At 73.9% G+C, this 22,222-nt stretch carries 21 protein-coding genes; 3 read left to right on the forward strand and 18 right to left on the reverse strand.

Annotated elements, in window-relative coordinates; genetic code table 11:
• Positions 1-20 precede the first annotated feature (20 nt).
• The 18 genes from GA0074704_RS22555 to mraZ all read right to left on the reverse strand — a co-directional run bounded on the left by GA0074704_RS22555 (position 21) and on the right by mraZ (position 19,197).
• On the reverse strand, positions 21-323 hold the full coding sequence (locus GA0074704_RS22555) for a DUF167 domain-containing protein (RefSeq protein ID WP_088972349.1): 303 nt from the start codon (positions 321-323) through the stop codon (positions 21-23).
• A gap of 11 nt (positions 324-334) precedes the next feature.
• Entirely contained in the window at positions 335-1,012 is a 678-nt protein-coding gene (locus GA0074704_RS22560; RefSeq protein ID WP_088972350.1) for a hypothetical protein, read from the reverse strand.
• Positions 1,013-1,092: 80 nt separating this feature from the next.
• Positions 1,093-1,902, reverse strand: coding sequence for a DivIVA domain-containing protein (locus GA0074704_RS22565; RefSeq protein ID WP_088972351.1), 810 nt, complete (start codon positions 1,900-1,902; stop codon positions 1,093-1,095).
• Positions 1,903-1,955: 53 nt separating this feature from the next.
• On the reverse strand, positions 1,956-2,255 hold the full coding sequence (locus GA0074704_RS22570) for a YggT family protein (RefSeq protein WP_088972352.1): 300 nt from the start codon (positions 2,253-2,255) through the stop codon (positions 1,956-1,958).
• 31 nt (positions 2,256-2,286) lie between these two features.
• Positions 2,287-2,994, reverse strand: a complete 708-nt coding sequence (locus GA0074704_RS22575; protein WP_088972353.1) for a cell division protein SepF — start codon at positions 2,992-2,994, stop codon at positions 2,287-2,289.
• A 191-nt stretch (positions 2,995-3,185) separates the two neighbouring features.
• Positions 3,186-3,929 (reverse strand): YggS family pyridoxal phosphate-dependent enzyme, encoded by a 744-nt coding sequence (locus GA0074704_RS22580; RefSeq protein ID WP_088972354.1) that lies wholly within the window; start codon positions 3,927-3,929, stop codon positions 3,186-3,188.
• Between the two features lie 9 nt (positions 3,930-3,938).
• Positions 3,939-5,054 carry a cell division protein FtsZ gene (ftsZ, locus tag GA0074704_RS22585; RefSeq protein WP_088972355.1) on the reverse strand — a complete coding sequence of 372 codons (1,116 nt, stop codon included), beginning with the start codon at positions 5,052-5,054 and terminating at the stop codon, positions 3,939-3,941.
• Positions 5,055-5,296: 242 nt separating this feature from the next.
• The gene (locus GA0074704_RS22590; RefSeq protein WP_088972356.1) at positions 5,297-6,115 is read right to left on the reverse strand and encodes a cell division protein FtsQ/DivIB; all 819 of its coding nucleotides are present in this window, start codon (positions 6,113-6,115) and stop codon (positions 5,297-5,299) included.
• Positions 6,112-7,596: a UDP-N-acetylmuramate--L-alanine ligase gene (gene murC / locus GA0074704_RS22595; protein WP_088972357.1), complete on the reverse strand. Its 1,485-nt coding sequence runs from the start codon at positions 7,594-7,596 to the stop codon at positions 6,112-6,114. Before murC ends, GA0074704_RS22590 begins: the two co-directional genes overlap by 4 nt.
• A 91-nt stretch (positions 7,597-7,687) precedes the next feature.
• Positions 7,688-8,794: an undecaprenyldiphospho-muramoylpentapeptide beta-N-acetylglucosaminyltransferase gene (gene murG, locus GA0074704_RS22600; protein ID WP_088972358.1), complete on the reverse strand. Its 1,107-nt coding sequence runs from the start codon at positions 8,792-8,794 to the stop codon at positions 7,688-7,690.
• The gene (locus tag GA0074704_RS22605; protein ID WP_157743823.1) at positions 8,794-10,197 is read right to left on the reverse strand and encodes an FtsW/RodA/SpoVE family cell cycle protein; all 1,404 of its coding nucleotides are present in this window, start codon (positions 10,195-10,197) and stop codon (positions 8,794-8,796) included. Before GA0074704_RS22605 ends, murG begins: the two co-directional genes overlap by 1 nt.
• A gap of 196 nt (positions 10,198-10,393) precedes the next feature.
• On the reverse strand, positions 10,394-11,521 hold the full coding sequence (mraY, locus tag GA0074704_RS22610) for a phospho-N-acetylmuramoyl-pentapeptide-transferase (RefSeq protein ID WP_088972360.1): 1,128 nt from the start codon (positions 11,519-11,521) through the stop codon (positions 10,394-10,396).
• On the reverse strand, positions 11,518-12,936 hold the full coding sequence (locus tag GA0074704_RS22615; protein ID WP_088972361.1) for a UDP-N-acetylmuramoyl-tripeptide--D-alanyl-D-alanine ligase: 1,419 nt from the start codon (positions 12,934-12,936) through the stop codon (positions 11,518-11,520). The genes mraY and GA0074704_RS22615 overlap by 4 nt, the downstream gene beginning before the upstream one ends.
• On the reverse strand, positions 12,933-14,525 hold the full coding sequence (locus GA0074704_RS22620) for a UDP-N-acetylmuramoyl-L-alanyl-D-glutamate--2,6-diaminopimelate ligase (RefSeq protein ID WP_172880723.1): 1,593 nt from the start codon (positions 14,523-14,525) through the stop codon (positions 12,933-12,935). Before GA0074704_RS22620 ends, GA0074704_RS22615 begins: the two co-directional genes overlap by 4 nt.
• Before the next feature lie 52 nt (positions 14,526-14,577).
• Positions 14,578-16,836 carry a peptidoglycan D,D-transpeptidase FtsI family protein gene (locus GA0074704_RS22625; protein WP_088972363.1) on the reverse strand — a complete coding sequence of 753 codons (2,259 nt, stop codon included), beginning with the start codon at positions 16,834-16,836 and terminating at the stop codon, positions 14,578-14,580.
• A 3-nt stretch (positions 16,837-16,839) separates the two neighbouring features.
• Complete coding sequence (locus tag GA0074704_RS22630; RefSeq protein ID WP_088972364.1) at positions 16,840-17,448, reverse strand: hypothetical protein; 609 nt, start codon at positions 17,446-17,448, stop codon at positions 16,840-16,842.
• Entirely contained in the window at positions 17,438-18,559 is a 1,122-nt protein-coding gene (gene rsmH, locus GA0074704_RS22635; RefSeq protein ID WP_088972365.1) for a 16S rRNA (cytosine(1402)-N(4))-methyltransferase RsmH, read from the reverse strand. The genes GA0074704_RS22630 and rsmH overlap by 11 nt, the downstream gene beginning before the upstream one ends.
• 206 nt (positions 18,560-18,765) lie before the next feature.
• Positions 18,766-19,197, reverse strand: a complete 432-nt coding sequence (gene mraZ, locus GA0074704_RS22640) for a division/cell wall cluster transcriptional repressor MraZ (RefSeq protein WP_088973890.1) — start codon at positions 19,195-19,197, stop codon at positions 18,766-18,768.
• Between the two features lie 357 nt (positions 19,198-19,554).
• Here mraZ and GA0074704_RS22645 point away from each other — a divergent pair, with 357 nt between their 5' ends.
• Genes GA0074704_RS22645 through GA0074704_RS22655 form a run of 3 tightly spaced genes read left to right on the forward strand, consistent with a single transcriptional unit; the run spans position 19,555 to position 22,209 of the window.
• Positions 19,555-20,802, forward strand: a complete 1,248-nt coding sequence (locus tag GA0074704_RS22645) for a MurT ligase domain-containing protein (RefSeq protein ID WP_088973891.1) — start codon at positions 19,555-19,557, stop codon at positions 20,800-20,802.
• Complete coding sequence (locus GA0074704_RS22650; RefSeq protein WP_088972366.1) at positions 20,792-21,514, forward strand: type 1 glutamine amidotransferase; 723 nt, start codon at positions 20,792-20,794, stop codon at positions 21,512-21,514. Before GA0074704_RS22645 ends, GA0074704_RS22650 begins: the two co-directional genes overlap by 11 nt.
• Complete coding sequence (locus GA0074704_RS22655) at positions 21,454-22,209, forward strand: TVP38/TMEM64 family protein (RefSeq protein WP_088973892.1); 756 nt, start codon at positions 21,454-21,456, stop codon at positions 22,207-22,209. Before GA0074704_RS22650 ends, GA0074704_RS22655 begins: the two co-directional genes overlap by 61 nt.
• Positions 22,210-22,222: the final 13 nt, after the last annotated feature.

Raw genomic sequence — 22,222 nt, forward strand, 5'->3', positions numbered from 1 at the left:
GCCACCGACCGGCGGCGCCGTCACCCGGCCGATCCGTCGCGCAGCCGGCGCAGCGCCTCCGGCAGGCCCGGCGTCACCTGGACCCCGAAGAGCTTGTCCCGGCTGGTCGCCCCGGCCCGCAGGGACACCGCGGCCGGCCGGAGGCCGAGCGCGTCGGCCAGGGCACGGCGGGCCGCCTCGGTGGCCCGCCCGTCGACGGCCGGCGCGTTCACCGCGATCACCAGGGCGGGGCCGTGCGGACCGTCGTACCGGCCGCCGACCCGGGCCCGGGAGGAGCCCGGCTTCACCCGTACGGCCACGGTGAGGGTGTCGTCCACGGTCACGGTGGGGCGGCTCAACTCGGGCCGGACTCGGCGAGCAGCACGGCGTCCGGGGTGCAGCGGGAGCACGGGGTGAAGCCCAGCTCGACCGCCTCGGCGACCGGGAGCGACTCGTCGTCGCGGCCGACCAGGTGGACGCAGTCGGCGAGGTGGTAGCGGGGCCGGCCGTCCACCACCCGCACCTCGGCCTGCAGCCGGGCCACCAGTGCGGCCTGTGCGGGGGTGACCGGCTCGGCGGGCGGCTCGTCCGGCAGGAGCACGGAGGTGGCCACCGGCTCCGGGGTCACGAACCGCTGGTCGAGCGGGTCGAACGGTGGCCGGCCGGCGTAGGGGTTCGCGCCGGCGTACCGGTCGGCGTCGAGGTCGAGGTCGGGCCCGGCCTCGGCGAACGGGTCGACGGTCGCCGACGGGCCGGGCGGTTGCCGCCACCCGGCGCCGTCGGTGTCGACCGTCGTGGGGACGTACTGCCCCGGGATGTCCGCCGGCGCGACGGACGGGTCACGCGGGGCCGTCCCGGCCCGGGCCGCAGCGGCGCGGGCGGTGGCCGCCTGGCGGGCGCCCACCACCAGCGCGATCGCGGCCAACAGGCTGGCCGCGATCGAGGCGACCAGCAGCGGGCTGGACCCACTGGCCAGGCCGAGGACGAGTGACCCGACGGCGACGAGGATGAGCAGCACGCTTGCGACTATCACGGCTCACCCCCGCCGCCTCGCAGTCGGTGTGGCAGGGCCGGCGGGCGCCGCGCTCGAGGCGACGGCCGCCGACGGTTGGGTCAGCGACCCGACTCGAGGGCGCCGCCGGAGCGGCCCCCGCCGTACGAGCCCGCGAGGCCGGCCGTGGCGAGGCCGTTGGTGCCGGCCCCCGACCGGTTGCCCTCGACGCGGGTCATCTCGGCCTCCAGGCCCTGGCCCCGACCGTCGAGGTCCCGCAGCTGGCTCTCCAGGTACGCCTTGAGCCGGGTGCGGTACTCGCGCTCGAACTGCTTGAGTTCCTCGATGTGCTTCTGCAGCGCGGTGCGCTTGGCGTCCAGGCCGCCCATGGCCTCCTGGTGCCGCTGCCGGGCGTCCCGCTCCAGGGCGTCGGCCTTGGCGCGGGCCTCGCGGGTGACCTCCTCGGCCTTCGAACGGGCCTCGGAGAGCAGCTGGTCGGCCTCGCGGCGGGCGTCGGAGACGTGGTCGTCCGCGGTCCGCTGGGCCATCATCAGCACCCGCAGGGCCTGCTGCTCGCCGTCACCGGCGGCCGCAGCCGGGCCGCCGGTCGCGCGGACCTGCTCCAGCTCGGCCTGCATCGCACGGGCCGCCTGCTCGGCGGCCGACTTGTCACGCTGGACCCGGTCGAGCTGGGCCTTCACGTCGTTGAGCTCGGCCGCGAGCCGGGCGTCGCCGCCGGGGCCGGCGGGGGCACCGCCACGGCCACCGCGCTCCACCTGGGCACGCAGCTCGTTGTTCTCCTCGATCAGACGGGCGAGCTCGCGCTCGACCTCGTCCAGGAAGGCGTCGACCTCCTCCTCGTCGTACCCCCGCTTACCGATCGGCGGTTTCTTGAAGGCGACGTTGTGGACGTCGGCCGGGGTCAGCGGCATCGAAACTCCTCGGGTCAGTTGCGGCCGCGTAGCGGGCTGTTCCAGCGGGTCGTTCACCCGAGGATCAGCCGCTTCAACACGAACTCCATCAGCACGAACAGGATAACCAGGAGCACAAGGGAGGCCAGGTCGATGCTCACGGTACCAATTCGCAGTGGAGGGATCACACGCCTCAACGCCTTGAGAGGCGGATCAGTGACGCTCCACACGGATTCCAGTCCCGCGGCCGCTCCCCGGCCCGGCTGCCAGCGGCGACCGTACTGGAGTACCGCGCTCAGGACAAAACGGGCCAGCAGCAGGAGCAGAAAGACGTACAGGATCAGGTAGAGAACCTGAAGCAGGATCGACAACACGGCAGGCGACGTCCCTCGGTCGAGCGGAGGATTAGCTCAGGCTGAAAAAGCCGCCCTCAGCGATCTTGGCCTTGTCCTCCGCGGTGACCTGGACGTTGGCCGGTGAGAGCAGGAACACCCGGTTGGTCACGCGCTCGATCGTACCGCGCAGCCCGAAGGCCAGCCCGGCGGCGAAGTCCACCAGTCGGCGGGCGTCGGCCTCGTCCATCTCGGTGAGGTTGATGATCACCGGAACCCCGTCCCGGAAGTGCTCGCCGATCGTGCGCGCCTCACGGTAGGTGGTCGGGTGCAGCGTGGTGATCTGGTACCGCTGCTCGTCCTCGACCGGCACGACCCGCTCCCTCGGCTGGACCTGCGGCGCGAGGGCCAGGTTGTCCCGGGTGTGGTAGGTCAGCGCCCCGGACGTCTCGCCGGCCCCGGACCGGGTGATCGACCGGACGCTGGACCGTTCCGCCCGCTCCGGCCGCTCCGGCCGCTCGACGTCGGCCCGGTCGCCGTCCAGGCCACGGGCCGTGGACCGCTCGCCGAGCCGACCCCGGTCACCCACCCGGGGCCGCGGCGCCGGCGGCTCGTCGGGCTCGTCGTCCTCGTCGTCGGCGAACTCCTCGGCGTACCGGCTGCTCGACCGGTACCGCGACTCGCGGTAGCCACCCTTGTCGTAGCCGCCGTCATCGTAGGCCCGCTCGTCGTCCTCCTCGACGAGACCGAGCCAGACCCCCGCCTTGCGCAGTGCACCCATCCCGCGCCCTTCCGTCCGCCGTGCGGCACGCACCCCCGTGCCGTGTCGCCTGATCACTAGTGGACGACCATGCCCACCGGATCGGACCGGCAATCCCCTGGCGTCCGGTTCGCGTTCCGTCCGCCGTGGCCCCCGACAAGGGGACGCCGTTCCTCAAACAACACTGATGTAATTTGCTTATCGCGGTCAGGCTACCCCAGGGTGGGACGCATTCCGAGTAACGCGCTGCCGACGCGGACATGTGTCGCGCCGTACCGGATCGCGATTTCCAGATCCCCGCTCATTCCCGCGGAGAGCGCCGTGGCCGCCGGATGGGCCGCCCGCACCTCGGCGGCCACCTCGGCGAGCCGGGCGAAGGCGCGCTCCGGCTCCCAGCCCAGCGGGGCGACCGCCATCAGCCCGGCGAAGCGCAGCTCCCCGGCCGCGGCCAGCGCCTCGGCCACCGGCCCGAGCCCCCGGTCCGGGTCGGCCGAGCCGGGCAACGCCCCGCCCCGGGCCGGGTCGCCGTCGATGCTGACCTGGGCCAGCACCTCCAGCGGCCGCTCCCGGGACGCCGCCGCGGTGGCCAGCGCCCCGGCCAGCCGCACGCTGTCGACCGAGTGGACGACGTCGGCGTACCGGACCACCGAACGGCACTTGTTGCGCTGCAACTGGCCGATGAAGTGCCAGCGCGGACGCAGCCCGGCCGCGGCGACCTCGGCGGCCTTGCCGGCCGCCTCCTGGTCGCGATTCTCCCCCACGTCGGTGACCCCGAGCCCGGCCAGCGCGATCACGTCGCCGGCCGGGTAGGTCTTGGTCACCGCGATCATCGTCACCGCGGACCGGTCCCGGCCGGCCGCCGCGCAGGCGTCCGAGATCCGGGTCCGGACCCGGCCCAGGGCGGCCGCGAGCTCGGCCCGCCGGTCCGGCCGCACCGTGGCGTCCCGCTGTGTCATCGGTACGACTCAGGACCCGTTCTTGAGGAAGTCCGGCACGTCCACGTCGTCGAAGAGCACCCGACGCGGGGACTGGGCCGGCGGGGGCATCGGCGCGGGCGGCGTCACCGGCGTGGCCGGCTGCGCGGGCTGGTTCTGGTTGGTCTTGCGTGCCGTCTCGGCCGCCTTGTACGCCGGGGCGCCCCCGTCGAAGCCCGCGGCGATCACGGTCACCCGCACCTCGTCGCCGAGCGCGTCGTCGATCACCGCGCCGAAGATGATGTTGGCGTCCGGGTGGGCGGCGTCGGTGACCAGCTGAGCCGCGTCGTTGATCTCGAACAGCCCCAGGTCGGAGCCGCCGGCGATGGAGAGCAGCACCCCCCGCGCGCCGTCCATGCTCTGCTCCAGCAGCGGGCTGGAGATGGCCGCCTCGGCCGCCTCGACGGCGCGGTTCTCGCCGCGGGCGCTGCCGATGCCCATCAGGGCGCTGCCGGCGCCGCTCATCACGCTCTTGACGTCGGCGAAGTCCAGGTTGATCAGTCCCGGGGTGGTGATCAGGTCGGTGATGCCCTGGACACCGGAGAGGAGCACCTGGTCCGCGGTGCGGAAGGCGTCCATCATGCTGATGTTGCGGTCACCGAGCGCGAGCAGCCGGTCGTTGGGGATCACGATGAGCGTGTCGCACTGGTTGCGCAGCTCGTCGATGCCCGACTCGGCCTGCACCTGCCGGCGCTTGCCCTCGAACGAGAACGGCCGGGTCACCACGCCGATGGTCAGCGCGCCCAGCTTGCGGGCGATGTTGGCCACCACCGGCGCGCCGCCGGTGCCGGTGCCGCCGCCCTCGCCGCAGGTCACGAAGACCATGTCGGCGCCCTTGAGCACCTCCTCGATCTCGTCGCGGTGGTCCTCGGCGGCGTTCTTGCCGACGTCGGGGTTCGCGCCGGCGCCGAGCCCGCGGGTCAGCTCCCGGCCGACGTCGAGCTTCACGTCGGCGTCACTCATCAGCAGCGCCTGCGCATCGGTGTTGATCGCGATGAACTCGACGCCCTTGAGCCCAACCTCGATCATGCGGTTGACGGCGTTGACGCCGCCGCCACCGATGCCGACGACCTTGATGACCGCCAGATAGTTGTGCGGAGGTGTCATCTCCGGTCCCTTTCCCTTCGAGATTGGCGTGGGCCGACCAGTAACGGCTTGGCCAGAACGGTGGCCGACTCGACGGTCCCCAGTGGAGGATCGGGGGTGAACCCTAACCCTCTACTAGAGGCTTACGGTTATGTCAACCACTGATCCTCTTCCGGGCAACGTAGGCGCACCCACGCCGCGAGCCAAGGACCTGCGCGGCGTGTCGCCGCCCGGAGCGGAACGTCTCACGTCCACCCCCCGGATCACTTGAAGGTCACCACGTCGGGCGCGCTGACGTCGATCGTGTCGGCTTCCCGACCGAGCAGCGCCGCGGCCACCCTCGCCTTGTCATTACCCCGGCTGGAGTCTCCCCAGACCACCGTCCGGTCGTCGGCCAGTCGCAGGCTGATCCGGGCCAGCCCGTCCACCTCGACCTCCCGCAGCACGGCGCGCAGCGGCGGGGTCAGCGCGGCGAGCACGGTCAGGCCGGCCCGGGTGTCCGGATCCTCCGGCCCCGGCCGCGCCACCCGCAGCAACGGCAGCCCGGCCGGCTGCTCGGCCGGGGTCAGGAAGACCACCCCCGCCCGGTCAACCACCGCGAACCGGTCGCCCTGCGGCACCACCGCCACCTGCCGGCGTTCCACCACCCGGACCACCAGCGTCCCCGGCCAGTCCCGGTGCACCGACGCCCGCTCCACCGGAGCCAGGGCACCGATCCGGCGGGCCGCGCCGGCCAGGTCGACCCGGGCCAGCGGCACCCCGTCCGGCACCGCCGCCGCGTCCCGCACCTGCACCGGGGTGACCAGCTTCGCGCCCTCCACCCGGACCTCCCGGACCCCGAACAGCCCGGTCCCGAGGACCGTCCAGGCGACCAGCCCGGCCAGGGCGAGCACCCCGGCGGCGACCGCCCAGGGCAGCGCGGCCCGCATCCGGCGACGCCGGGCCCGGGCCATGAACCGTCGGGTGGACGGCGGAACCGCGTCGGTGCCGGCGCGGACCAACTGCCAACGCCGGACCGGCCCGCGGCGCGTACCACCGGGGTCCGCCCCGGAGGTACGGCCTCGCGCCGGCCCGGGGCTCATCCGGCCGCGGCGGCCGCGTCCGGACCCACGGCCGAGCCGATCGCGGTCGTGCCGGCGTCGCCCGTGCGGGCCAGCAGCGCGTCCAGCAGCTCGTCACCCATCAGCGAGATCGGCGGCGCGCCCATCGTCACCACCACGTCACCGGCCCTGGCCCGGCGGGCCACCTCCACCGGAGCCGCCTCCCACGAGTCGACGAAGACCTTCCGGTCGGCCGGCAACGGCACCTCCGCGATCAGGGCCACCGAGCCCTCCCCCGGCGCCCGCAGCTCACCCGGGCCGAAGACCTCCAGCAGCACCACCTCGTCGGCGATGCCCAGGGCCGCGGCGATCTCGGCCTGGTTGTCCCGGGTCCGGTAGAGCCGGTAGGGCTGGAACACCACGATCAGCCGGCCCTCGCCGGCCACCTCGCGCAGCGTCTGCAACGCCAGCGTCATCGAGGTCGGGTGGTAGGCGTACTCGTCGTAGACCAGCACACCGTCCGCGACGCCCTTGCGCTCGAACCGCCGCCGCACGCCGGGGAACGCGCCCAGCGCGGCCTCCGCCGCGGTCAGCGGCAGCTCCAGCAGGTACGCGGTGAGCACCGCCGACGCGGCGTTTAGCCCCATGTGCCGGCCCGGGATCGGCAGCCGGATCTCGCCCAGCGACCGCCCCTGCATCTCGGCCAGGAAGCGCACGCCCCGCGCCGAGGACGCCAGCTCGGTCATCCGCAGGTCGGCGTCGGCCGCCTCGCCGTACGTCCAGACCCGTCGCCCCTCGGCGCGCAGCGTCTCCGCCAGCCGCCGCCCACCCGGGTCGTCGGCACAGGTGACGATGAAGCCCTCCGGGTCGGTGAGCCGGGCGAACTCGGCGAACGCGGCCTCCAGGGTGGCCAGGTCGCCGTAGGTGTTGAGGTGGTCCGCCTCGATGTTCGTGATGATCGACACGTACGGGCGGTAGATCAGGAAGGAGCGGTCGCTCTCGTCCGCCTCCACCACGAAGTACTCGCCGGTGCCGTGGTGGGCGCTGGACGCCGACTCGGAGATCTCGCCGCCGATGACGAAGGACGGGTCCACCCCGGCCTGCTGGAGCACCATCGTGATCATCGAGGTGGTGGAGGTCTTGCCGTGCGTGCCCGCCACCGCCACCGTGCGCCGGCCGGTCATCGCCGCGGCCAGCGCCTCGGAGCGGTGCAGCACCCGCAGGCCGCGCCGGCGCGCCTCGACCATCTCCAGGTGGTCCTGCGGGATGGCGGTCGAGTAGACCACGGTGTCCACGCCGTCCAGGTTGGCCGTCTCGTGGGTCATGTGGATCGTCCCGCCGAGCGCCCGCAGGCCGGCCAGGGAGGGCCACTCCCGCAGCTCGCTGCCGGAGACCGGCAGGCCCCGGGTGAGGAAGAGCCGGGCCAGGCCGGCCATCCCGACGCCGCCGACGCCGATCAGGTGGATCCGGCCCAGGTCCTCCGCGGTGAGGGTGCCGGCCGGGGTGAACTGCGCGGTGTTCATGCGGTGTACCTTCCCGTCGCGGTCGACCAGATCACCGGTCCACCGTTCGTTCGCGACTGCGGGGCTCGCAACCCCGGCTCACTCCTCGCGCTCACCGGTTGACCGCCTCGTAGACGAACCTGAGCAGCGCCTCGTCGCCGTCGCGACGGCCGTACGCGGCGGCGGCGTGGCTCATCGCCGCGAGCCGCTGCGGGTCCCGCACCAGCGGGATCACCGTACGCTCCAGCCAGTCCGGGGTCAGCTCGGCGTCGTCGACGAGCAGCCCTCCACCGGCCTGCACCACGGGCAGCGCGTTGCGCTTCTGCTCCTGGTTGCTGTGCGGGTACGGCACGTAGATCGTGGGCAGGCCGATCGCGGCCACCTCGGCGCAGGTCATCGCCCCGCCCCGGGCGAGCATCAGGTCGGCGGCGGCGTAGCCCAGCTCCATCTCCGACAGGTAGGGCAGGGTCACGTACGGCACCGGCAGGTCGGTGGGGACCGGCACCGGCTCGTTGCGGGCGCCGATCACGTGCAGCACCTGCACGCCGTTGCGGGCCAGCTCCTTGGCCGCCCCGGAGACGGCCAGGTTGATCGAGCGGGCGCCCTGCGAGCCACCGGCGACGAAGAGCACCGGCAGGTCGGGGCGGAGTCCGAAGTGGGCGCGGGCGGCGTTGCGCATGGCCGTCCGGTCCAGCCCGGAGATGCCCCGGCGCAGCGGCACCCCGACCACGCGGGCGTCACGCAGCGCCTCGGCCTGGGCCGGCTGGTGCGGGAAGCCGACCGCGACGTTCTTCGTGAACTTCATGCCCATCCGGTTGGCCACGCCCGGGGGCACGTTCACCTCGTGGATGACGATGGGCAGCTCGCGCCGCCAGGCCGCCAGGTAGCCGGGGACCGAGACGTACCCGCCGAAGCCGACCACCACGTCGGCCCGCACCTCGTCGATCACCTTGCCCGCCGCGCGCGCCGCCTTCCACATCCGGTCCGGGGTGCGGACCAGGTTGAGGTTGATCGAGCGGGGCAGCTGGTAGGCCGGGATCTGGCGCAGGTCGTAGCCGTGCGGCGGGATCAGCTCGTTCTCCAGGCCCTTCGGCGTGCCGAGGCAGGTGATCCGGACGCCCGGGTCGTGTCGGCGCAGGCAGTCGGCGAAGGCCAGCAGCGGGTAGATGTGCCCACCCGTGCCCCCTCCGCAGAGCACCACCGAACGCAGCGGACCCATCAGCGTCTCCTCTCGTTCGCCGTCCCCGCCCGGCCCGTGCGGGCGGCGCGGGGTGCGGCCTGGTCGTCGGACCGCCGCGCTCGCGCCCGGGGCACGGACCCTCGGGCAGCCGGCGGCGGTGCCGCCGGTCGGCGGCGCCGGCCGGGAAGCGGCGGCAACGGGGCCCACACTAGCCGGACCCATCGGGCCGGCGGACGGGCGTGCAGGGCCCGGGCCGCGTCCGGCTCCGCGCGGGCGAACGAGGCGAGCATCCCGACCGCGGCCATCGTCACCACCAGGGCGCTGCCGCCGTCGGAGATGAACGGCAGCGGCAGGCCGGTGATCGGCAGCAGGCCGACCACCCCACCGATGTTGATCGCCGCCTGGCTGACCAGCCAGGTGGTGACCGCGGCGGCGGCCAGCCGGCGGAACGGGTCCTCGACCCGGCGGGCGATCCGCAGCCCGCTGTAGGCCAGCACGGCGAAGAGCACCAGCACCACCGTGCAGCCGACCACGCCCAACTCCTCGGCGATGATCGCGAAGATGAAGTCGTTGTGCGCCTCGGGCAGCCAGTCCCACTTCAGGCTGCTCTTGCCCAGGCCGACGCCGAACCAGCCACCGTGCTCGATGGCCAGCCGCCCCTGGTAGATCTGCCAGCAGCTGGTGAGCTTGCACTTCGCCGGGTCCTCCAGGAAAGAGGTCAGCCGGGCGAAGCGGTAGTTGGTGGCGTCCCGCTCGCCGGAACCGGCGCCGAGCGAGGCGGCGGCGATCAGCAGGCCGATGCCGGCGACGCCGACAGCGCTGAGCACGGCGAAGATCTGCGTCCGCACCCCGGCCGCCCAGAGCAGGCCCACCACGATCGCCAGCAGACAGAGCATGGTGCCGAGGTCGTTGTAGCCGACCAGCACGGCGAGCAGGCCCATCACCGGGAACATCGGGGTGGCCAGCTCCTTCCACCAGCCCAGCGCGGCGCCCTTGCGAGCGATAACCCGGGCCCCCCAGAGCACCAGCGCGAACTTCGCCAGCTCGGAGGGCTGCAGCTGGACCGGGCCGAGGTAGAGCCAGTTCAGGTGGGCCCGCAGCGGGCCGATGACGCCGTCCTCCTGGCCGGTCAGCCGGGCGTAGGCCAGCAGCAGGTTGAGCACCAGCAGCAGCGCGATCGCGGTGGCCAGCGCCGGGCGGCCCAGCGCCCGGTAGGTGCGGGCGGGCAGCCGTTGGCAGGCCCAGAAGGCCACCACGCCGATCAGCGCGAAGATCGTCTGCTTGGCCAGCGAGGCGGAGGCGTCGCCGTCCTTGGCGTAGTCCACCACCGACGTCGCCGAGAAGACCATGGTCAGGCCGATCACCAGCAGCAGGCCGCCGCTGGAGAGCAGCAGATAGTACGAGGCCAGCGGCCGGGCCAGCAGACCGCGCAGCGCGGCCAGCCCGGCCGCCGCGGTCGCCCCGGACGGCGGTGCGGGCGGGTCGGGCGTACGCCCACCGCCCGTCACCCGCCGTGCCGCCGTGTCCGTCGTCGTCGTGCCGGTACCTCGGTCCTCCCCCACCCGACCATCATTGCGGGTCGGGCGGGTCCGTTCCCGGTGAACCGCCCGGTCGGCGTGTCGGAACGTGGAACCAGGCTCAGGTGACCGCGGCCAGGAACTCGCTGTAGAACAGGCCCAGCGCGATCGCCACGCCGATCCCGGCGATGATCCAGAAGCGGACCACGATGTTGACCTCGCTCCAGCCGGCCAACTCGAAGTGGTGCTGCAACGGGGACATCCGGAACACCCGTTTGCCGGTCGTACGGAACGAGATGATCTGGATCACCACGGACATCGTGACGATCACGAAGAGCCCGCCCAGGATCGGCAGCAGCAGGATGGTCCGGGTGGACATCGCCATGCCGGCGATCAACCCGCCCAGGCCGAGCGCCCCGGTGTCACCCATGAAGATCCGCGCCGGTGAGGTGTTCCACCAGAGGAAGCCGACGCAGGCCCCGGCGGCCGCCCCGGCGATCAACGCGATCTCCAGCGGGTCCCGGACGGTGTAGCAGTACTCCCCGGCCGGGTAGTTCGGGTCGGCGCACCAGTGCCGGTACTGCCAGAAGGCGATCAGCGCGTACGCCCCCAGCACCATCACCGAGGCGCCGGTGGCCAGACCGTCCAGGCCGTCGGTGAGGTTCACGCCGTTCGTCGCGGCCATCACCACCATCACGATGACGATCACCGAGCCGATCTTGCCGATCTCCAGCGCCGGGATGTCCCGGATGAAGCTCAGCGTGGTGCTGGCCACGGTCTCGGTGTTGGTGGTCTTGCCCCCGGCGTCGGTCATCGTGGACGGGAAGTAGAGCGCCACGATGCCGAAGACCACGCCGACCAGGATCTGGCCGAGCAGCTTGCCGCGCTTGTTCAGGCCGCCGCTGTGCCGCTTGCGGACCTTGAGGAAGTCGTCGAGGAAACCGACCGCGCCGGAGAAGACCATCAGCCCCAGCAGCACCAGCGCCGTGATGGTCGGCTCGACCTGCGCGATCTGCTGGTCCGGCAGGGTGGTCAGGGCCAGGTGGCCGGCGACGTACGCGATGACGGTGGCCAGGATGAACACCACCCCGCCCATCGTCGGGGTGCCCTTCTTGCCCTGGTGCATCGCCGGGCCCTCGGCCCGGATCGGCTGGCCGGCCTTGAGCCGGGTGAACACCTTGATCGCGATCGGGGTGCAGAGCAGCGAGACCACGAAGGCCACCCCGATGGCGACGATGACCGCCCTCATGCGGCGCCGCCCTCGGTCGCGACCGCCACGTTCCCGGCGGCCGGCTCGCGCAGCGCGTCGGCCACCTCCCAGGTCCGGTACCGGGAGCCCTTCACCAGGACGACGTCGCCCGGCCTCAGTTCGCCCCGCAGCACCTCGACGGCCGCCGCCTGATCGGTGAGCAGCACCGACTCTCCTCCCCAGTCGTTCACGGATGTCGCGCCTTCGTGGATCGGCGCCGCCGGCTCACCCACCACGAGCAGCCGGTCCACCCCCAGCTCGGCCGCGAGCCGGCCGACCTGCCGGTGTCCCTCGGCCTCGAAGTCGCCCAGTTCGGCCATGTAGCCGAGCACCGCGACCGTACGCCCCCGACCGCGCATGCTGGCCAGCGCCCGCAGCGCCACGCCGGTCGACGCCGGGTTCGCGTTGTACGAGTCGTCGATCACCGTCACCGAGTCGGAACGCTCGAAGACATCCATCCGGCGGGTGGAGACCAGGCCCAGCTCGCCCAGCGCCGCGGCCACCTCGGCCGGCGGCATGCCCAGCTCGCGGGCGACCGCCGCGGCGGCCAGCGAGTTGGAGACCTGGTGGCGGCCGGTCAGCCCGAGCCGCACCGGCGCGCTCCCCTCCGGCGTCACCAGGGTGTACGCCGGGCGGCCCCGCTCGTCCAGCGTGACGTCCACGGCGCGCACGTCGGCCCGCTCCGACTCGCCGTAGCGGACCACCCGGGCCGCCGTACGCGACGCCATGGCGTCCACCAGCGGGTCGTCGGCGTTGAGCACCGCGAGCCCGTCGGCGGGCAGCGCCTCGACCAGCTCCCCCTTGGCCAGCGCGATCGCCTCCACCGAGCCGAACTCGCCGATGTGCGCCACGCCGACGTTGAGCACCACGGAGATCCGCGGCGGCACCACGTCGCACAGGTAGCGGACGTGCCCCACCCCGCGGGCGCCCTTCTCCATCACCAGGTAGCGGGTCTCCGGCGTGGCCTGCAACGCCGTGTACGGGTGGCCCAACTCGTTGTTGAACGAGCCGGGCGGCGCCACGGTCGGGCCGAGCCGGACGGTGAGCTGGGCGATCAGGTCCTTGGTGGTCGTCTTGCCGGACGAGCCGGTCAGCCCGATCACGGTGAGCCCCGGCAGCCGGTCGACGACCGCGCGGGCCAGCCAGCCCATCGCGTCGAGCGCGTCGGCGACCAGCACCATCGGCACCCCGGGCACCTCGCGGGTACCCAGCACCGCCACCGCGCCCGCCTCGACGGCGCGGGCGGCGTAGTCGTGCCCGTCCACCTTCTCCCCGGGGAAGGCGACGAAGAGCCCACCGGCGGCCACCTTGCGGGAGTCGAACTCGACCGTCCCGGTCACCCGGGCGTCCCGCTCGGCGGCCACCAGCCGCCCGTCGACGGCCGCGGCGACCTCGGCCAGCGTCAGCGGGATCATCGCTGCCCCACCAGGTCGCCGAAACGGGCCCGCAGCGCCGCCGCCAACTCCACCCGGTCGTCGAACGGCAGCACCTCGCCACCCACCTCCTGGCCTCGTTCCTGTCCCTTGCCCAGCAGCGCCACCACGTCACCCGGTTCGGCCAGCCGGACCGCCTCGGCGATGGCGTCCCGCCGGCCGGGCGCCTCGATGATCCGCGCCGGGGTGCCCGCCTCGTACGCCCCGGCCAGCACCTCGGCCCGGATCGCCGCCGGGTCCTCGGTACGCGGGTTGTCGTCGGTCACCAGCACCACGTCGGCCCCCTGCGCCGCGGTCGCGCCCATCACCGGCCGCTTGCCCCGGTCCCGGTCGCCGCCGGCGCCCAGCACGCAGATCAGCCGGCCGGCGCTCAGGCCGCGCAACGCGACCAGCACCGCCTCGATGGCGTTGGCCTTGTGCGCGTAGTCCACCACCCCGCGCACCGGGGCCGCGCCGCTGACGAGTTCCAGCCGCCCGGGAACCCCGCCGCAGTCGGCCACCCCGGCCGCCGCGGTGGCCGGGTCCACCCCGATCGCCACCAGCATGGCGATGGCCAGCAGCGCGTTGGCCACGTTGTGCCGGCCGGGCAGCGCCACGCCGGTCTCCAGGGTCTCCCCGTGCGGACCGTGCACGGTGAACCGTTGCGCGTAGCCCTCGCCGCCGACGCCGGTGGCGTACCAGGTGGCGGTCGGGTCACCGGTCGCCGAGTAGCTGACCGTGGCCGGCTTGAACAGCGGCCGCAGCGCCGGGTCGTCGTGGTTGAGCACCTCGACGCCGCACCGGCCGTCGAAGAGCCGCGCCTTGGCCGCGAAGTAGTCCGCCGAGTCGGCGTGGAAGTCGAGGTGGTCGGAGCCGAAGTTGGTGTAACCGCCCACGGCGAAGCGCACGCCGCCCACCCGGCCCATCACCAGCGCGTGGCTGGACACCTCCATCACCACCGCGGTCACCCCTCGCTCGCGGGCCGCGGCCAGCATGGCGTGCAGGTCGGTCGCCTCCGGCGTGGTGCGGACGCTGTCCACCACCAGGTCACCGAGGCGGGTCTCCACGGTGCCGATCAGCCCGGTGGTGTGACCGGCGGCCCGCAGCCCCGACTCGACGAGGTAGGCGGTGGAGGTCTTGCCCGCGGTGCCGGTGATCCCGATCATCGTCAGGCCCTCCGTGGGGTCGCCGTAGACGGCGGCGGCGACCAGGCCGAGCACCGCCCGCGGGTCGGGCACCACCAAGGCCGGCAGGCCCGCCTCGGCCGCCGCGGCAGCGCCGGCGTGATCGGTGAGCACGGCCACCGCGCCGGCCGCCGCGGCCTGGGCGGTGAATTCCGCGCCGTGCCTACGGGCGCCGGGCAGGGCGGCGTACAGGTCGCCGGGGCGGACCTCCTGGCTGGCGTGGGTGGCGCCGGTGACCGCGACCTCGGCGGCTTCCGGCGGCAGCGCGAGCGGCTGGTCGCCGGTCGCCGGGGTGCTGGCCCGTAGCCGGGCGACGAGGTCGCCGAGCCGGACGGGATTCACGATCTGGGGACGTGGATTGCCGGGCACGGCGTCAGACCCTACCCGGTCGTCCGGTTCCGACCGCACAGCCGCCCCGGTGGTTCGTCGCCACCCAACGATGATGTCCCGCCCCGGTCGCTCAGCGTGGATAGACCACGAACTTCGGTGCCGGCTCACTGCTCGGCGGCACCCGGTAGTGGCGCAGCGTGAAGCCCATGATGTCCCGGAAGGCCGGCGCGGCCGAGGTGCCGCCACCGCCCGTGGTGGGACCCCAGACGAAGACCGCCACCACGTACCGGGGGTTCTCCGCCGGTGCCATCCCGATGAACGAGCCGACCTCGCCGGGCTGCTGCTTGCCGTCGAGGTAGCGCAGACCGGTGCCGGTCTTGCCCGCCACCCGGTAACCGGGGACCGCGGCGGCCAGCCCGGTGGCCCGGTCCACCGTGGTGACCGCCTCCAGCATGCTGCGCAACGCCACCGCGTTCTGCGGACTGAGCACCGGGTGCGTCGCCGGCGGCGCGGCCGGGATCCGCTTGCCGTCGCTGATCGTGGCCCGGATCAGGTGCGGCTGCACGTAGGTGCCGTTGTTGGCGACCGCCGCGTACACCGCGGCCATCTGCAACGGTGTGGCGTCCACACTGTGCCCGATCGGCACCGACCCGTGCGACGACTCGCTCCACTTGTCGGCCGGCAGCAGCCGCCCCGAGGCCTCGCCCGGCATGCCCTCCCCGGTGGGCCGGCCCAGTCCGAACCGCTTCTGGTAGTCGATCAGCCGGTCGGGGCCGAGCTTCTCCCCGATCTCGATGGTGCCGACGTTGGACGAGTAGGCCAGCATGCCGGGGATGCTCATCTTGCGGCCGCCCGCGGGGTGGCTGTCCTTGAACCGGACGTCGCCCTTCACGATGCTGTCCTGTAGGGGCAGGGCGGTCTGCGGGGTGATCACCCCCTCCTGCAGCGCCGCGCCGTAGGTGATCGCCTTGTGCACCGAGCCCGGGTCCACCACGAAGCTGGTGGCGGCGTCCTCCCGGTCGGTCGGCCGGCTGCGCCCGGGATCGGCGGCGTCGTACGTCGGCTGGCTGGCCTGGGAGAGCACCTCTCCGGTGCGGACGTCCAGCACCACGGCGGCGCCGACGCTGCCCTTGACCTTGTCCACCTGGGCCTTGAGCATCCGCTGGGTCTGGTACTGCAGGTCGGCGTCGAGGGTCAGCTCCAGCGAGCTGCCCGGCTGGGCCGGGGTGGTCTCGCTGTAGCCACCGGGGATCGGCGCGGCGAGGTTGCCCTGGCCGGCCTCGAAGAGCCGCCGGCCGTCGACCCCGCGCAGCACGTCGTCGTACTTGGCCTCCAGCCCCTCCAGGCCGACCATGTCCTCGCCGGTGAAGCCGATCAGGTTGGCCGCCAGGTCACCGCCGGGCACCTCGCGCCGCTCGTCGCGGCTCAGGTCGATGCCGCGCAACTTGAGGGCGGCGACCTGCTTGGCCTTGTCGATCGGCACCCCGCGGGCGAGGTACTGGAACCGGGAGCCGGGGCCGGTCCGGTGCCGCATCTTCTCCGCCAGCTCGGACACGGGCACCCCGAGCAGCGGGGAGAGCGCCTTCGCGGTGGCGTCGGGGTCCTTGACCAGGGTGGGATCGGCGGAGACGTACCGGGCCTCGACGCTGTGCGCCAGCGGGGCGCCGGACCGGTCGTAGATCGCGCCCCGCGGGGCGGGCAGGTCGATCCGGCTCAGCCGGTCGGTGACCCCGCCGCCGGCGAACGCCGGGCTGTCGGTCGCCTGGAGGAAGACCAGCCGGATGCCGATGACCGCGAAGAGGGCCAGGGTGAGCAGCGTGCCCAGCCGCAGCCGGCGGTTCGGGTCGGCCAGCTTGGGCGGGCGTCGCGGCTTGCGTGACGGGCGCCGGGCCGCCGGCCGGTCCGGGCGGCGCGGGGCGCGCGGGCCGGGGCGGCGGCGCGGCGGCGGCGGCAGGTCGTCGTCGTCGAAGGGATCGTCGTCGACCGGACGGGCCCGCACGGTGCGGACCACACCGCCCCGGCCGGCGGCCGGGGCGTCCCGGCGCGCGGCCCGGGCCTGGCCGGTGCGACCGCCGTCGAGCACCTGCAACGCGGGGCGGAACGGGTCCGCGGCCCGGCTGCTACGGGGCGTACGCCGCTGGCCGCCACCCGCGGCCCGGGTGCTCCGCTCCGGCCGTTCGACGCTGTGTTCCTCGCGCGGCGCGCGGCCACGCTCCTCGTTGCTCTCCCGCACGGTCCGGCCCCGCGGGGTGTACGCGCGGGCCCCGGAGATCCCGCCGACCCCCGGCTCACCGCCGCGCGGCTCAGCGACCCGGCCACCCCGGGACGACGAACCGCGCCGGGAGCCTGTGGCGTCCCGGCGCGGGTCCTCCGACGATCTCGGGGGCACGGCTCATCCCCCCGCGCCCTGCGGGCTGGTGATGGCCGGCTGGCCGGTGGCCGGCTGCGGCACGCCGATCACCCGACCGTCCGGCAGCCGGATGTACGCGGGCTCGTCGGACTCGACCAGCCCCAGCTTGCGCGCGTTGGCCGCCAGGTTGCCCGGCGCCTCCGCCGCGGCGATCTCCTTCTCCAACTGCTGCTGGTCCAGGTCGAGCTTGGCCTGCTGCTCGTGCAGCTTCTCCAGCCGGAAGGCGTTCTCATTGATCTTGGTGTTGACCAGCAGGATGCCCAGCACCCCGCCAACCACCAGCAGCACGACCAGCGCGGCGAACGGCGCCCGCGGCACCGAGATCGGCGCCGGCGGGGCGACCCGCAGCCGCGGCCCCGCCGCCGCGGTCTCCCGCTTCGCCGGCCGTTCGGCCGGGCGCAGCGCGGCGCTGCCCTGGGTCGGGAACTCGCGCGCCCCCCGGGCGCGAGTCTCCCCCTGGCGTACGCGGTCCGCCGTCGGCGTTCCCGCCTCGCCGCGCGTGGCCCGCTGCGCCGCGATCCGGCCCCCCGACCGCGGTGCGCGTGGCCCGACGCCGGTACGGTCCCGGCGGTCGCGCTCGTCAACGTTCATATGTTCCCTCCCCCTCTTCGTCCGTCCCACTGCCGTCCCTCGGCGTCGCCGGGAGAGCCGCCTCGGCTCCCGTCGTCGACCCCGTTCCCGGTTGGTGCATCGCCTTGACCCGCCGGCGGTACCGTTCGCGGTCGGTCCGCCCCTGCTGTTCCGCGTCCGGGTCGAGCCGTTCCGCCGCCCGCAGCCGCACCGAGGCGGCCCGCGGGTTGGCGGCGACCTCCGCGTCCCCGGGGAGTTCGGCGCCCCGGCTGAGCAGCCGGAACGTCGGACCCGACCCGGGCAGCTCGACCGGGAGGTCGATCGGGCCCTTACTGCGGACCCGATCGGCGAGCGCCTGCTTGGTGAGCCGGTCCTCCAGCGAGTGGTAGGACAGGACCACCATGCGACCGCCCACGGAGAGCTTGTCCAGAGCGGCCGGCAGCGCCGTCTCCAGCGCTGCCAGTTCTCTGTTTACCTCGATCCGTAAAGCCTGAAACGTTCTCTTGGCCGGGTGTCCCCCGGTTCGTCGGGCTGGCGCCGGAATGCTCTCCCTGACCAGCTCGGCGAGCCGGGCCGACGACGTGATCCGGCCCTTCTCGCGCTCCCGGATGATCGCCGAGGCGATCCTTCCGGCGAACTTCTCCTCGCCGTACACCCGCAGCACCCGGGCCAGGTCCGGATGCGAGTAGGTGTTGACCACCTCCTCGGCGGTCACCCCCCGGGTCTGGTCCATCCGCATGTCCAGGGGCGCGTCCTGCGCGTACGCGAACCCCCGGTCGGGCGCGTCGAGCTGCAACGAGGAGACGCCGAGGTCGAACAGCACCCCGTCGATCTCCGGGTAACCCAGGCGGTCCAGCACCTCGGGCAGCTCGTCGTAGACGGCGTGCTCCAGGTGGATGCGGTCGGCGAACCGGGCCAGCCGGACCCGCGCGTGGGCGAGAGCCTCGGTGTCCCGGTCCAGACCGATCAGCACCGTGTTCGGATGGGCCTCCAGGACCGCTTCCGCGTGCCCCGCCAGACCCAGCGTCGCGTCGACGTGAACCGTCCGACCGTTGCGCCCCAGCGCGGGGGCCAGCAGCTCGAGACACCTCTCGAGCAGCACCGGCACGTGCGTGCCGCGAAGCTCCCCCATGTCGACCCCCACTGGTTGAACCGTCCGTTCCTTCCGCGTCCTGCTCGTCGGGCGACGCTTGCCGTCGTACCGCCAGATCCCCATCCGCTCCCGCCCGCCGGAGGCCGCGGCCCTCCGTTACGGATCGTGCGCCTGGCACCGGGGAAGGGGTGCCAGGAACTCGAAAGCGGCTGGAGATCTCGCAGTACGTCGGGCGTCGCCACGCCCTACAGACCGCCGGGCAGCACCCCCTCCTCGATGTCGGCGAAGTCGTCTTCGCTCTCTGCGAGGTAGGTCTCCCAGGCCGTCCGGTCCCAGATCTCCACCCGGGTGCTCGCCCCGATGACCACGAGATCGCGGTCGAGTGCGGCGTACTCCCGGAGGTGGGCCGGGATGGTGACCCGGCCCTGCTTGTCGGGGACCTCGTCGTGCGCGCTGGCGAAGAAGACCCGGTTGTAGGCCCGGGCCGCCTTGTGCGTCATCGGCTGCGCGCGCAACTGCTCCGCGATGCGCTCGAACTCGGGCATCGGGAAGACGTAGAGGCAGCGCTCCTGCCCTTTGGTGATCACGACACCCCCCGCCAGCTCATCCCGGAACTTCGCCGGAAGGATCAACCGGCCCTTTTCGTCCAGGCGTGGGGTGTGGGTGCCGAGGAACATCGGCCCAACCCCCTCGCCCTTCCAGACGGCGTTCGCGGCGCCGCCCACCCCCCGGGCCGGTGGGCCCTCCCGGCCTCACCATCGCGCCCCACTCTACTCCACTTCCCTCCACCCGCAACCAGAATCGCCCGCGTGGCGCGCCGTTTGAATTGTCAAAACCGCACGTCAGAGGGGGTGGAGCGGAGTGGAGGGCCCCGGCGGCGCCCGGCGGCGTCCGCTTCCCGACATCGGTCCACCCCCGGTCGGCCGAGCGCCGGCCGACCGGTCGCCCGGGCGGTCCGGCCGAACGGTTCGCCGTCGGCGGCGATCTGGTGGCACCGCCGGTCCGGTAACCTCGCTCGGGTGACGGACGCGAAGATGCCCCTGCGGGCGAAGGTGGCCAGCTCCGTGTCCCGGACGGCCGGGGCGCTCTCCCGGGCCGCGGGCCGGGGCGACGGCTCGGTGATCGGTGGCTGGATCGGCCTGAAGATCGACCCCGACCTGCTCGCCCACCTCTCCGCCGGCCGCGCCATCGCGCTGGTCTCCGGCACCAACGGCAAGACCACCACCACCCGGCTCTGCGCCGCGGCGGTCGGCGTGCTCGGCCGGGTGGCCACCAACTCCTTCGGCGCCAACATGCCCACCGGGCACACCTCGGCGCTGGCCCGGGCCGGCAGCACCCCGTACGCGGTGCTGGAGGTCGACGAGCACTACCTCGCGCAGGTGCTGGAGGCCACCGAGCCGCACGTGGTGGCCCTGCTGAACCTCTCCCGCGACCAGCTCGACCGGGCCAAGGAGGTCGCCATGATGGCGCAGCTCTGGCGGGCCGCGCTGATCCGGCACCCGCAGCTCCGGGTGGTCGCCAACGCCGACGACCCGATGGTGGTCTGGGCGGCCACCCCGCCGGCCGACCCGGCCCGGGGCGCGCACCCGCCGCACGTCACCTGGTTCAGCGCCGGCCAGCGCTGGCACGACGACTCCTGGGTCTGCCCCGAGTGCGGCTCCACCATCCAGCGCTCCGGCGAGCAGTGGTGGTGCAGCGGCTGCCCGCTGCGCCGGCCCGAACCGCAGTGGACCGTCGAGGACGACGGGGTGATCGACCCGACCGGCGCCTGGCACAAGGTCACCCTCCAGCTGCCCGGCAAGGTCAACGTCGGCAACGCCGCGACCGCCCTCGCGGTCGCCGCCGAGTTCGGCGTACGCCCCGTCGACGCGGTGTCCCGGCTGGGCTCGGTCACCTCGGTGGCCGGCCGCTACGCCCAGGTCGACCGGGACGGGCGCAACATCCGGCTGCTGCTGGCCAAGAACCCGGCCAGTTGGCTGGAGGCGTTCGACATGGCCGACGTGGCGCCGACCCTGCTCTCCATCAACGCCCGGGACCCCGACGGCCTGGACACCTCCTGGCTCTTCGACGTCGACTTCGCCCCGCTGCGCGGCCGGCAGGTGCTGATCACCGGTGACCGGGCGTACGACCTGGCCGTCCGGCTGGACGTCAACGACGTGCCCTTCCAGCACGTCCGCGACTTCGACGACGCGGTCCGCGCGGTGCCGCCGGGTCGCCTCGAGGTCATCGCCAACTACACCGCCTTCCAGGACATCCGAGCGGAGCTGGACCGTGTCAACTGAGAGCCTGCGCATCGTCTGGATCTACCCCGACCTGCTCTCCACCTACGGCGACCGGGGCAACGCGCTGATCCTGGCCCGCCGGGCGCAGCGCCGCGGCATGCCGGTCGAGGTGTTGGAGGTCCGCTCCGACCAGCGGCTGCCCGCCACCGCCGACATCTACCTGATCGGTGGCGGCGAGGACGGGCCGCAGGCGCTCGGCGCCCAGCGGCTGCTGGCCGACGGCGGCCTGCACCGCGCCGTCGCCCAGGGATCGGTGGTGTTCGGCGTCTGCGCCGGCTACCAGCTGCTCGGGATGTCCTTTTTCGCCAAGGGCACCCGGTGCGCCGGGCTGGAGCTGCTCGACATCTCCTCCGACCGGGGGCCGACCCGCGCGGTCGGCGAGCTGGCCGGCGAGGTGGACCCGCGGCTGGGCCTGCCGGCGCTCTCCGGCTTCGAGAACCACGGCGGCCGTACCCACCTCGGCCCGGGCGTGGCGCCGCTGGCCCGGGTCACCGCCGGGGTCGGCAACGACGGCGCCACCGAGGGGGCGTGGCGGGGCAAGCTGCTCGGCACGTACTCGCACGGGCCGGCGCTGGCCCGCAACCCCGCCCTGGCCGACCTGCTGCTGCGCTGGGCCACCGGCATCCACCAGCTGCCCCCGCTGGACGACACCTGGGCGGACCGGCTGCGCAACGAGCGCCGCGCCGCGGTGGCCGCCGCCGCCCGGCCGTGATCCCCGCCGCCCGGCGGCTGCTCCGGCAGCCGTCGGCGCGACGGTTCGCCCTGCTGCTGCTTCTGCTGGCCGGGTTCGCGGCGCTGCTGCCGACGCTGCCCCGCCCCGACCCGCACCGGCTGCCCGAGCTGGCCGACCAGCTCGGCGGGCTGGCCCCGGTGGTGGCGATCGTCGGCGGGGCCCTGCTGCTGGTCGCGCTGGTCCCCCGGACCTTCATCACGCTCGCCACCGGCGCGATCTTCGGCCCCTTGCCGGGCGCCGCGTACGCCCTCGGCGCGGCGCTGCTCGCCGCGGCGATCGGCTTCACCGTCGGCCGGCTGCTCGGCCGGGAGTTCGTCGCGGAACGGGTCCGCGGCCGGCTGGCCCGCCTCGACGGCTGGTTCGCCCGGCAGAGCGTCTTCGGCGTGGTCACCGTCCGGCTGCTGCCGATCGCCGGCTTCGGTCTGGTCAGCTACGGCTACGGCACCACCGGCGCCCGGCTGCTGCCGTTCCTCGCCGGCAGCGTCATCGCCTCCGCCCCCACCGCCTTCGGCTACGCCGCGATCGGCGCCGCCGCCACCTCACCCGGGAACATCAACTGGTACGCCGCCGCCCCGGCCAGCCTCGGCCTGATCGCCAGCGCGGTGCTGATCCACCGGTGGTGGCGCGCCGAGCGGCGGCGCCGGGCCGCCCCACCTACCGAACCGGTGGCATAACGACCCGACGTCG

The sequence above is a fragment of the Micromonospora siamensis genome (assembly GCF_900090305.1).
Classification (GTDB): domain Bacteria; phylum Actinomycetota; class Actinomycetes; order Mycobacteriales; family Micromonosporaceae; genus Micromonospora; species Micromonospora siamensis.

What these genes read in the sequence shown, in the direction of transcription:
- GA0074704_RS22565 (WP_088972351.1), bottom strand. Translation starts at nt 1,902, where the DNA reads ATGCCGCTGACCCCGGCCGACGTCCACAACGTCGCCTTCAAGAAACCG.
- GA0074704_RS22575 (WP_088972353.1), bottom strand. Translation starts at nt 2,994, where the DNA reads ATGGGTGCACTGCGCAAGGCGGGGGTCTGGCTCGGTCTCGTCGAGGAG.
- GA0074704_RS22580 (WP_088972354.1), bottom strand. Translation starts at nt 3,929, where the DNA reads ATGACACAGCGGGACGCCACGGTGCGGCCGGACCGGCGGGCCGAGCTC.
- ftsZ (WP_088972355.1), bottom strand. Translation starts at nt 5,054, where the DNA reads ATGACACCTCCGCACAACTATCTGGCGGTCATCAAGGTCGTCGGCATC.
- GA0074704_RS22590 (WP_088972356.1), bottom strand. Translation starts at nt 6,115, where the DNA reads ATGAGCCCCGGGCCGGCGCGAGGCCGTACCTCCGGGGCGGACCCCGGT.
- murC (WP_088972357.1), bottom strand. Translation starts at nt 7,596, where the DNA reads ATGAACACCGCGCAGTTCACCCCGGCCGGCACCCTCACCGCGGAGGAC.
- murG (WP_088972358.1), bottom strand. Translation starts at nt 8,794, where the DNA reads ATGGGTCCGCTGCGTTCGGTGGTGCTCTGCGGAGGGGGCACGGGTGGG.
- mraY (WP_088972360.1), bottom strand. Translation starts at nt 11,521, where the DNA reads ATGAGGGCGGTCATCGTCGCCATCGGGGTGGCCTTCGTGGTCTCGCTG.
- GA0074704_RS22615 (WP_088972361.1), bottom strand. Translation starts at nt 12,936, where the DNA reads ATGATCCCGCTGACGCTGGCCGAGGTCGCCGCGGCCGTCGACGGGCGG.
- GA0074704_RS22630 (WP_088972364.1), bottom strand. Translation starts at nt 17,448, where the DNA reads ATGAACGTTGACGAGCGCGACCGCCGGGACCGTACCGGCGTCGGGCCA.
- rsmH (WP_088972365.1), bottom strand. Translation starts at nt 18,559, where the DNA reads ATGGGGGAGCTTCGCGGCACGCACGTGCCGGTGCTGCTCGAGAGGTGT.
- mraZ (WP_088973890.1), bottom strand. Translation starts at nt 19,197, where the DNA reads ATGTTCCTCGGCACCCACACCCCACGCCTGGACGAAAAGGGCCGGTTG.
- GA0074704_RS22645 (WP_088973891.1), top strand. Translation starts at nt 19,555, where the DNA reads ATGCCCCTGCGGGCGAAGGTGGCCAGCTCCGTGTCCCGGACGGCCGGG.